At 74.4% G+C, this 10,183-nt stretch carries 10 protein-coding genes; 4 read left to right on the top strand and 6 right to left on the bottom strand.

Annotated features, from left to right (window positions below; genetic code table 11):
* Positions 1-151: 151 nt before the first annotated feature.
* Positions 152-601 carry an Lrp/AsnC family transcriptional regulator gene (locus ACZ7HT_RS10900; RefSeq protein WP_471162834.1) on the top strand — a complete coding sequence of 150 codons (450 nt, stop codon included), beginning with the start codon at positions 152-154 and terminating at the stop codon, positions 599-601.
* On the opposite strand, the gene ACZ7HT_RS10905 is transcribed toward ACZ7HT_RS10900, so the two are convergent.
* From ACZ7HT_RS10905 to ACZ7HT_RS10915, 3 genes are all read right to left on the bottom strand, one after another.
* Complete coding sequence (locus ACZ7HT_RS10905; RefSeq protein ID WP_471162836.1) at positions 591-3,623, bottom strand: AAA family ATPase; 3,033 nt, start codon at positions 3,621-3,623, stop codon at positions 591-593. The genes ACZ7HT_RS10900 and ACZ7HT_RS10905 overlap by 11 nt on opposite strands.
* Positions 3,620-4,789: an exonuclease SbcCD subunit D gene (locus tag ACZ7HT_RS10910; RefSeq protein ID WP_471162839.1), complete on the bottom strand. Its 1,170-nt coding sequence runs from the start codon at positions 4,787-4,789 to the stop codon at positions 3,620-3,622. Before ACZ7HT_RS10910 ends, ACZ7HT_RS10905 begins: the two co-directional genes overlap by 4 nt.
* A 280-nt stretch (positions 4,790-5,069) precedes the next feature.
* Positions 5,070-5,696 carry a YigZ family protein gene (locus ACZ7HT_RS10915; RefSeq protein ID WP_471162842.1) on the bottom strand — a complete coding sequence of 209 codons (627 nt, stop codon included), beginning with the start codon at positions 5,694-5,696 and terminating at the stop codon, positions 5,070-5,072.
* 154 nt (positions 5,697-5,850) lie between these two features.
* Here ACZ7HT_RS10915 and ACZ7HT_RS10920 point away from each other — a divergent pair, with 154 nt between their 5' ends.
* Positions 5,851-6,291: a CoA-binding protein gene (locus tag ACZ7HT_RS10920; RefSeq protein ID WP_471162845.1), complete on the top strand. Its 441-nt coding sequence runs from the start codon at positions 5,851-5,853 to the stop codon at positions 6,289-6,291.
* A gap of 74 nt (positions 6,292-6,365) precedes the next feature.
* On the opposite strand, the gene ACZ7HT_RS10925 is transcribed toward ACZ7HT_RS10920, so the two are convergent.
* A complete protein-coding gene (locus ACZ7HT_RS10925; protein WP_471162848.1) occupies positions 6,366-6,929 on the bottom strand; it encodes a YbaK/EbsC family protein in 564 nt (187 codons plus the stop codon).
* Between the two features lie 44 nt (positions 6,930-6,973).
* Complete coding sequence (locus tag ACZ7HT_RS10930) at positions 6,974-7,546, bottom strand: helix-turn-helix domain-containing protein (protein ID WP_471162850.1); 573 nt, start codon at positions 7,544-7,546, stop codon at positions 6,974-6,976.
* 117 nt (positions 7,547-7,663) lie between these two features.
* On the opposite strand from ACZ7HT_RS10930, the gene ACZ7HT_RS10935 reads away from it, so the two are divergent.
* Positions 7,664-8,527, top strand: coding sequence for an EamA family transporter (locus tag ACZ7HT_RS10935; protein WP_471162852.1), 864 nt, complete (start codon positions 7,664-7,666; stop codon positions 8,525-8,527).
* Between the two features lie 34 nt (positions 8,528-8,561).
* Here ACZ7HT_RS10935 and ACZ7HT_RS10940 read toward each other — a convergent pair whose 3' ends face one another.
* A complete protein-coding gene (locus tag ACZ7HT_RS10940; RefSeq protein ID WP_471162855.1) occupies positions 8,562-9,329 on the bottom strand; it encodes an acyltransferase in 768 nt (255 codons plus the stop codon).
* A 147-nt stretch (positions 9,330-9,476) separates the two neighbouring features.
* Between ACZ7HT_RS10940 and ACZ7HT_RS10945 the strand changes: the two genes are divergently transcribed.
* Positions 9,477-10,004 (top strand): gamma carbonic anhydrase family protein, encoded by a 528-nt coding sequence (locus tag ACZ7HT_RS10945; protein ID WP_471162858.1) that lies wholly within the window; start codon positions 9,477-9,479, stop codon positions 10,002-10,004.
* Positions 10,005-10,183 lie beyond the last annotated feature (179 nt).

Raw genomic sequence — 10,183 nt, forward strand, 5'->3', positions numbered from 1 at the left:
GATCCAGGATTCGGATCCAATATCCGGGATCCCGTATCCGATGTCCCAGATCCGAATGCTGGATCCGATATCCCGGCCCCGGCGTCTCCGCTGGCGAGAATCCCCGGTCGATCGCTTGATCGGCCGGGGATTCCCCCGCAGGCTCTCTCCCATGAGCACCGATTACGCACCCGACGCCACCGACTGGCGCATCCTCGAAGCGCTCCAGGCCGAGGGCCGCGCCAGCTTCGCCGAGCTCGCCCGTGCCGTGTCGATGTCGCCGTCCGCGGTGACCGAGCGGGTGCGGCGCCTCGAGGACGCCGGGGTGATCACCGGGTACACGGCGATCGTCGACCAGGACCGCCTCGGCCTGCCCATCCTCGCCTTCGTACGACTGCGCTACCCGCACGGCAACTACAAGCCGTTCCACGACCTGCTCGACACCACGCCCGAGGTCCTCGAAGCGCACCACGTCACCGGCGACGACTGCTTCGTCCTCAAGGTCGCCGCCCGCTCCATGAAGCACCTGGAGGGGATCAGCGGGAAGATCGCCACGCTCGGCGCGGTGACCACGAGCGTCGTCTACTCCTCGCCGCTGCCCCGGCGTCCCCTCAGCCGCTGAGCGCGTCCGCGCCGGTCCGCAGCCGCACGGCCGAGCCCTGCCGGGCCTTGACGACCTCCAGCTGGGCGGGGATCCGGCGGCGCAGGTCGCCGACGTGGCTGACGATGCCGACGCTGCGGTCCCGTTCGCGCAGCGAGTCCAGGACGTCGAGGACCTCGTCGAGCGTCTGCTCGTCGAGGCTGCCGAAGCCCTCGTCGATGAAGAGGGTGTCGAGCCTGACCCCGCCGGCCTCGTCGGTGACGACGTCGGCGAGGCCGAGGGCGAGCGCGAGGGAGGCGAAGAAGGTCTCGCCGCCGGAGAGCGTGGCCGTGTCGCGTGCGTTTCCGGTCCAGGCGTCGACGACGTGCAGTCCGAGGCCGGACCGCTTGCCGCCGGAGCGCGCGTCGGAGTGGACCAGGGTGTAGCGGCCCGAGGACATGCGCTGGAGGCGGGCGCTCGCGGCCGCCGCGACCTGTTCGAGCCGGGCGGCGAGCACGTACGACTCCAGGCGCATCCGGCGCTCGTTCTCCGCGGAGGTGCCGGCGGTGAGGGCGGCGAGCCGGGCCACCCGGTCGTACTCCTCACGCAGCGGGCCCAGTCGGCGGACCTCGGTGGCGGCCTGCCGGGAGAGTCCGGCGAGGCCGGTGGCCCGCTCGCGGGCGGCGGCGAGCGCGGAGTCGGCCTCGCGGAGGGCGCGTTCGGCCGCCGTGTGCGCGGCCGCCGCGCCGGCGGGGTCGGCGGGCGGCAGGGCGGCCGCCTCGGCCGTGCCGGGCTCGGCGAGCCGGTCCGCGACGGCGGCGGCCTCCGCCCGCCAGGCGTCGACGCGCTGCTGGAGGTCACGGCGCTCGCGCTCGTCGAGGAGCGCGCCGGCGGCCTCGGCCGGGGTGGTGAAGCCCGCGCGGTAGGCGGCGTCGGCGAGCCGGTCGTCGGCCTCCTTGAGGCGCTGGGCGGCGAGTTCGGCGGTGTGTACGGTTCCGGCGGCGTCGGCCAGGAGCGCGATCCGGCGCTCGAGGAGGGCGGCGTGTTCGGCCACGCCGGCGAACGCGCCGCGTCCCCGGGCGAGTTCCTCGTCGAGCGCGGACTGCTCCCGCTCCAGGGCCTCGCGCCGTGAGGTCCGCGCGGCGACCCGCCGCTCGGCCTCCCGCTGGGCGCCCACCCGCTCCTCGTACTCCCGCTCGGCCCGCGCGAGCGCCTCCCGCGCGCTGTGCGTCTGCCCGGCGAGGGCGTGCGCCTCGGCGTGCAGCCGGGCCAACTCGTCTGCCTCGGTGGCGAGTTCGGCGACGGTGGGCTCCGGCGACTCGGGCCCTGCCTGGACCTCCGTACGTGCGGCGGACCAGGACTCGCGGATGACGGCCAGTTCGCGTTCGGCGCCGGTGCGGGTCTCCTCGGCGCGGGTGAAGGCCGCGTAGGCGGCGTCCTCCGTGGCACGGTCGACGTGGTCGGCGGTGGTACGGGCGGGGGCCGGGTGGGCGGTGGAGCCGCAGACCTGGCAGGGGTCGCCCGGGGTGAGGGTGACGGCGAGTTCGGCGGCGATGCCCTCCAGGCGACGGGACTTGACGTCGAGCCAGCTCTCGTGGGCCGCGTTGCGCCGCTCGCGGGCCTCCGCGAGGCGCGCCTCGGCCGCCCGGGTGCCCTCGGCGAGGGCGTCGCGGCGGCGGGCCGCGGCGAGCCGGCGGCGGGCGGGGTCCAGGCGGCCCGCGAGGTGTTCGGCGCGGGCGGCGGCGTCGCGGGCGGCCTCGACGCGTTCGGTGAGGGCCGTACGGCGCGGCTCCCAGCCCGCGAGCCAGTCGGCCGCGTCCCGCAGGGCGTCCTCGTCCGCGCGCGCCTCCCGGTCCAGTACGGCGCGTTCCCCGGCGACGGCGGCGGCGCGGTGCTCGGCGCGGCGGGCCGCTTCGAGCCCGCCGAGCTCCTCGCGCAGCCGGTGTTCGCGCGCGGAGAGCTGCTCGGCGCCGTGGTCGGCGAGGTTGGGGGGCAGCTGGGCGAGCGCACGCTCCCGGGCGCTCTGCGCGGTGGTGTGCTCACGCTCGGCGTCCCGGCGCAGGCCGAGCGCGGGGGCCACCCGGTCGGCCTTGAGGCCGCGGTCGAGGGTGTCCTGGAGGCGGTCGCGCTCGGGGGTCTGCTCGGTGAGCCGCTCGCGGCGGCGGAGGGCGTCGGCGTGCCGGGCCTGCCGGGCGGCGAGGTCGTTCTCCGCGTCGAGGGCGGCGCGCGCGGCGGCCTGCCCCGCCTCGGCCGCGGTGAGGCGGACGTCCGCGATGTCGAGGGCCTCGATGGCCTCGGTGCGGGCGAGGGCGGCCCAGGTGAGGACGGACTCGGCGAGCCCGGGGTCGCCGGGCCGGCCCTCGACGGGGGTGCGCGCGGCGTCGAGGCCGCCCGCGGCCTGGGTCATGCGGTGGGTGAGGGTGAGCAGCCGCGCGTCCCCGTCCTCGACCTGCTGCTGTGCGGCGCGGCGCAGTTCGGCGAGGCGTTCCTCGACGGCGGCGAAGCGGCGGGTGTCGAAGAGGCGGCCGAGGAGCTTGCCCCGGGCCTCGGCGTCGGCGCGCAGGAAGCGGGCGAAGTCGCCCTGCGGGAGGAGGACGACCTGGCAGAACTGCTCGCGGCTCATGCCGACGAGCTGGGTGATCTCCTCGCCGATCTCCTGGTGGGAGCGGCTGAGGCCGGCCCATTCGCCGGTGGCCGGGTCGTACTGGCGGAGCCAGGTCTGCGCCTTCTCGGTGGTGAAGCCGCCGCCGCGTTTCTTGGGCCGCTGCTGGGCCGGGCGGCGGGTGATCTCCAGGCGCCGGTCCCCCACGGTCAGTTCGAGGAGGACCTCGGTGTACGTGCCGACGGGCGCGTGGTCGCTGCGCAGGGAGGTGCCGGGGTTCTGGCGGACGCCCGGCACGCTCCCGTACAGGGCGAAGCAGACGGCGTCGAGGACGGAGGTCTTGCCGGCGCCGGTCGGCCCGTGGAGGAGGAAGAGTCCGGCGGAGGCCAGGGCGTCGAAGTCGACCTTCTGCGTGGTGCCGAACGGCCCGAACGCGGTGATCTCCAGGCGGTGCAGCCTCATCGGCCCACCTCGCGCTCGGCCGTGTCGACGCGGACGTCGTCGAAGGCGCCGTACAGGACGGACCGTTCGGCGCCGTCGAGGGCGGCGCCGCCGCGCACATGGGCCACGAAGTCCTCCGCGATCTGCTGGTCGCTGCGGTCCCGGAGCCGCTGGGCGTAGGAGGCGCCCGGGTCGTCCCCGGTCCGCTCGGGGTCGAAGACCAGGTTGAGGGCGTGGGGGAAGCGTTCGGTGAGGCGGGCCATCGGCTCGGCGGGGCGCACGGGGTCGGTGAGGGTGGCCTCGACCCAGGACTGCTCGTACGGGGTGAGCGCCGGGTCGGCGAGGAGGTCGTCGAGCCGGCCCCGGATCCGGGCGAGGGGGCGCGGGACGGGGCAGTCGAGGCGTACGTCGCCGGCGATCGTCCCGTCCTCGCCGAGGTCGATCAGCCACATGGTCTTGCGGTGGTCGGCCTCGGAGAAGGAGTAGGCGAGCGGCGAGCCGGAGTAGCGGACGCGGGGAGTGAGGGTCTGGCTGCCGTGGAGGTGGCCGAGGGCGACGTAGTCGACGCCGTCGAAGATCCCGGCGGGGACGGCGGCGACTCCGCCGACCGTGATGTCCCGCTCGCTGTCGCTCGGCGCGCCGCCCGCGACGAAGGCGTGGGCGAGGACGACGGAGCGGGTGCCCGCGGGCCGCCGGGCGAGGTCGGCGCGGACCCGGTCCATGGCGGCGGCGAGGACGGCCTCGTGGCCGGCCTTCTCGGCGCCGAGCCGCTCGCGGACGAGCGCGGGTTCCAGGTAGGGCAGGCCGTAGAGGGCGACCTCGCCGTGGGCGTCGGCGAGGACGACGGGGGTGCCGATGCCGTCGGGGTCGGTACGGAGGTGGATGCCGGCGCGTTCGATGAGTCCGGCGCCGACGCCGAGCCGCCGGGCGGAGTCGTGGTTGCCCGAGATCATGACAGTGGGCACCCCGGCCTCGGCGAGGCGGTGCAGGGCGGTGTCGAACAGCTCGACCGCGGGCAGCGGGGGCACGGCCCGGTCGTAGACGTCGCCGGCGACGAGGACGGCATCCACGTCGTGCGCGTGGACGGTGGCCACGAGGTGGTCGAGGAAGGCGGCCTGGGCTTCGAGGAGGCCGACGCGGTGGAAGGACCGGCCGAGGTGCCAGTCCGAGGTGTGCAGGAGCCTCACGATGCCGTCCCACCCCGCATGTGCCCCGCTCCTCGCCGCCGGTTCCCGTTCGTGTGCGCCCACCACGCTATCCCGAGCGGGGGTGTGGGTGGGGGCGTGATGGGAGGGGCTCCCCGGGCGGGACACGGCGGAGGGTGCGTCGTGTGAGGCGCGTCACGTGTGAGGTGTCACGCGCGCGCGTACATCGCGTACATCACGCCGCGTCACCCGTCACCGGTCACCTTTCACGGCGTCGCTGCTCCTCACGCGTCGCCACTCGTCACGCGCCAGTCGTCACCCGTCACGCGTCCCCGTACGCCTCGCCGCCGAGTTCGAAGTCGGCCGTGCCCGCCGTGGCGTCGGCGAGCCAGCCGCGGAAGGCGGGGACGTCCGCGTCGGGGAGACCGATCTCGATCGTGACGGCTTCGGCGTACCGCACCTCGCGGACGGCGCGGCCGGTGGCCCGCAGATCGTTCTCCAGCTTCCCGGCGCGCTGGTGGTCGACGGTGACGGTGGCGAGCCGGAAGCGCTGCCGGGTGACGGTGCCGAGGGCGTCGAGCGCCTCGCCGACCACCCCTCCGTACGCGCGGATCAGGCCGCCCGCGCCGAGCTTCACGCCACCGTAGTAGCGGGTGACGACGGCGGCGACGTACCGCATCTCGCGGCGCAGCAGCATCTGCAGCATCGGGACGCCGGCCGTGCCGCCGGGCTCCCCGTCGTCGCTCGCCTTCTGTACGGAGGCGTCGGCGCCGAGGACGTACGCGAAGCAGTTGTGGGTGGCGGTCGGGTGCTCCCTGCGGATCCGGGCGACGAACTCCTGCGCCTCCCGCTCGTCGGCGACGGGCGCGAGCGCGCAGAGGAAGCGCGAGCGGTTGATCTCGGTCTCGTGCACGCCCTCATGGGCCAGAGTGCGGTACTGCTCCTGCATCCGACCAGCCTACGTTCCGCCGGGCCCGGCCTGATCGGCACGGCACTCCCTAGGGGAGATCTCAGGGCCGCGCGGTGGCGCGGACGGGAATCACGGCCCGGCGCGGCTCGTTCCACTCGCAGACGGGCCGCGCCGACGAAAGGCAGCAGAAGCGATGAGCGTAGACACCACGACCACGGACCCCGCCGCGTACTCCGCGTCGGAGACGGTGCGACGGATCCTGACGTCCACGGGCGACACCTGGGCGGTGGTCGGCCTCTCGTCGAACCAGGCCCGTGCCGCGTACGGGGTGGCGGCCGTCCTCCAGCGCTTCGGCAAGCGGATCGTGCCGGTGCACCCGAAGGCGGAGACGGTCCACGGCGAGCAGGGGTACGCCTCGCTGGCCGACATCCCGTTCCCGGTGGACGTCGTGGACGTCTTCGTGAACAGCGAGCTGGCGGGGGCCGTCGCCGACGAGGCCGTCGCGATCGGCGCGAAGGCGGTCTGGTTCCAGCTGGACGTCATCGACGAGGACGCGTTCGCCCGCACCCGTGAGGCGGGACTCGACATGATCATGGACCGCTGCCCCGCGATCGAGATACCCCGCCTGGGCTGAGCCCGACTGGGGCTGAGCCCGTCCGGAGCTGAGCCCGACTGGCGCTGAGCCCGTCCGGGCCCGCGGTCCCGTCCTCAGCCGACGGGGACGCCCAGGCCCTCCAGGACGACCGCACCGGGGAGTTGGGCGAAGGCCTTGCCGGGGAGGATGAGCTTGCCCCGGCGGCGGCCGCTGCCGATGAGGACCCACTCGGTGTCGAGGACGGCGGCGTCGACGAGCAGGGGCCAGCCGGCCGGGAGGCCGACGGGGGTGATCCCGCCGTACTCCATGCCGGTCTCGCCGGTCGCGGTGTCCATCGGGGCGAACGAGGCCTTGCGGGCGCCGAGGTGCTTGCGGACGAGACCGTTGACGTCGATCCGGGTCGCCGACTTCACGAGGCACGCGGCGAGAGTGGTCGTCTCGCCGCGCCTGCCCGCGACGACCACGCAGTTCGCGGACGCGTCGAGGAGCTCGGACCCGTGGTGCTCGACGAAGACGGCCGTGTCGGCGATGGCCGGGTCGGTGTCCACGTACAGCACCTGGTCGGCCGTGACGGGCCCCGTCCAGGCACGGACGGCGGCGGCGACGGGGGCGGTCAGGAGGTCGAGGCAGTCGGGGGCGGGCCGGGCGTCGTCGAAGTCTCCGATGGGTGCGCGCATGCGCCTCACGCTAACAACCGCCGCCCGGGGAAAGCGCGTCCGTCTCAGCGTACGGGCGGAATGGAGACGGCCATCGTCATCTCGGCCGGCTCGTCGCCGTCGTTGCGGTAGGCGTGCGCGACGTTGGCCTCGAAGACGGCGGAGGTCCCGGCGGGCAGCCGGTGGTCCTCGCCCTCCACGACGAGGGTGAGCGTCCCCGCGGTGACGTGCAGCAGCTCGACCGTGCCCTCCGGGTGCGGGTCGGAGGCGCTGCCGTCGCCGGGCATGAGGGTCCAGGACCAGAGTTCGAGGGGGCCGCGGGCCTCGGTGCCGACCAGGAGGGTGGTGTGGCTGCCGGTGGAGGTGGACCACATCCGGACGGCCTGGCCGGGCGGGACGAGCCGGACCTGGGGGCCCTGCTCGTAGTCGAGGAGGGTCGTGATGGAGATGCCGAGGGCGTCGGCCAGCTTCACGGTGGTGCCGACGCTGGGATTGGTCCTGGCCTGCTCGATCTGGATGATCATGCCGCGGCTGACGCCCGCGCGGGCGGCGAGCGCGTCCAGGGTGAGCCCCCGCTCCTTGCGCCAGCGCTTCAGGTTCCGGGCGAGCGACTGCGTGAGCTGGTCGAGGTCCGACACGTTCCGTCCAATATTCTGGATGACAGAGTTCAACAGACTGAACTACGGTGGGGTGCACCCGATTGTTCACTGCACTGTACTGCCGCACGCCGCTGACGCACGCCCTTGCGAGGATCCATGACCGCCCTGTTCGCCCTGGCCACCAGCCTTCTGTGGGGCCTCGCCGACTTCGGGGGCGGACTCCTCACCCGCCGGATCCCCGCCCTCACCGTCGTCGTGGTCTCCCAGACCCTCGCGGTCCTCGTCCTCGGCTCGATCGTCCTCGCGACCGGCGCCTGGACCGAGGCGGGACCCCAGCTCTGGTACGCGGTCGGGGCGGGCGCCGTCGGCCCCGCGGCCATGCTCGCCTTCTACAAGGCGCTCGCGCTCGGCCCCATGGGAGTGGTCTCGCCGCTCGGCTCCCTCGGCGTCGTCGTCCCCGTCTCCGTCGGCCTCCTCGTCGGCGACCGGCCGGGGCTGCTCCAGTTCGCCGGGATCGCGGTGGCGGTCTTCGGCGTGGTGCTCGCGGGCGGACCGGAGCTGCGCGGGGCGCCCGTCCAGCGCCAGGCGGTTCTGCTGACCCTCGTCGCGGCCTTCGGCTTCGGTTCGGTGATGACGCTCATCGCCGAGGCGTCCACGACCGTCACGGGCCTGTTCCTCGCTCTGTTCGTCCAGCGCGTCACCAACGTCCTGGTCGGCGGCGGAGCCCTGTACGCCTCGGTGAAGCGCGGCGGCCGTGCGCTTCCCGAGGGCGGCGCCGGGGTCGTCCGCGCCGCGCTCCCGGCGCTCGCCTTCGTGGGCCTCGCGGACGTCGCCGCCAACGGCACGTACGCGATCGCCGCCCAGCAGGGCCCGGTCACCGTCGCCGCCGTCCTCGCCAGCCTCTACCCGGTCGTCACGGCCCTCGCGGCCCGCGGCGTCCTCAAGGAACGCCTCCGCGCCGTGCAGGCGGCGGGCGCGGGCCTCGCCCTGGTGGGCACGGTCCTCCTGGCCACCGGTTAGCCGGTCACCGCCCGGCCGGTCACCACCCGGCCGGTCAGGACGGCACGGACTGGGACGACTCCGCGCGCTGTGCCTCCCAGACGGCCAGCGCCGCGAGCTGCTCCGGGGTGACGTGTTCCGGGATCGGCACCGGGGCGGGCGTACGGATCGGCGGCTGCCAGCCCTTCTCCGGGTCCCAGCTGCGGACGACCCTGGCCGGTGCGCCCGCGACCACCGAGTGGTCGGGAACCTCGCCCCGCACGATCGCGCCCGCCGCGACCACCACGTTCCGGCCGAGGCGCGCGCCCGGGAGGATCACCGAGCCCGTGCCGAGCCAGCAGCCGGGGCCGATGGAGACGGGTGCCGAGCGGGGCCACTGGCGGCCGACGGGCTCGTCCGGGTCGTCGTAACTGTGGTTGGTCGAGGTGATGTAGACGTACGGGCCGCAGTACGTGTCCGAGCCGATCGTCACCTTGGCGTCGGCGATGACGTGGCTGCCGCGCCCGAGGACGACCCCGTCCCCCAGGGCCAGGACCGTGTCGGGCCCGAGGTCGAGGTCCGGCAGCATCCCGGCCGTGAGCGTGACCTGTTCGGCGATGATGCAGCACTCGCCGATCTCGATCCACGGCTCGCCGAAGACCGTGCCCTGCGGGAAGGCCAGCCGGGTCCCCGCGCCGAGGCGGCGGAACCGCAGCTTCCCGGGATGCTCGGCGGTGACGGAGCCGGCCTGCTGCACCCAGCGCCAGCCGCCCTGCACGGCACGGGCGAGGACCCTGCGCCGCCAGGCGGCGAGGGATGAGAACGTGTTTCTGTTCCTGGGCACCCGGCCACCGTAGTCGGAGCCGTCGTGCCTGATCACTGCGGTGCGCTGTGATGTCCGTCATGAGCACGGCATAGGGTGCGTACGGGGGCACCCCCGGGCGTGACACGACGGCTGCGGATCCCGGGATCCGACGATCAGGAGCGAACCATGACAGAGGCGTTGATCAAGGGAGTCGGCGGCAAGGAGCCGCAGATCGATCCGACCGCCTTCACCGCCCCGACCTCCGTGGTGCTCGGCGAGGTCACGCTCGGCGCCCGCGCCAGCATCTGGTACCACGCGGTGCTGCGGGCGGACTGCGGTCCGATCGCGATCGGCGAGGACTCCAACATCCAGGACAACTGCACGGTCCACGTCGACCCCGGCTTCCCCGTCTCGATCGGGGACCGGGTGACCGTCGGCCACAACGCGACCGTGCACGGCTGCGTGATCGAGGACGACGTGCTCGTCGGCATGGGCGCGACGGTCCTCAACGGGGCCCGGATCGGCGCGGGCTCGCTCGTCGCCGCCCAGGCGCTCGTCCCGCAGGGGATGGAGATCCCGCCGGGCTCGCTGGTCGCCGGCATTCCCGCCAAGGTGCGCCGCCCGCTCACCGACGAGGAGAAGGCGGGGATCCAGCTGAACGCCGAGATGTACCTGCTGCTGGCCAAGGGCCACGCCGAGGCCTTCGAGGACTGAGGCGCGGTACGGCGGAAGACCTACCTGTACGACGCGGAAGACCTCCCCGTACGGCGGAGGGGGGGGGGGGGGGAGGGGGGGGGGCGGGGCGGGGGGGGGGGGGTTTTTTCCGTCCTCCTTTTCTCCCACGGATCGTTGCTTGCCGTGTTCCTTGTCTTGGTGTACCCTTCCCCCCGTGT

It is taken from the genome of Streptomyces sp. NPDC037410 (assembly GCF_055602235.1).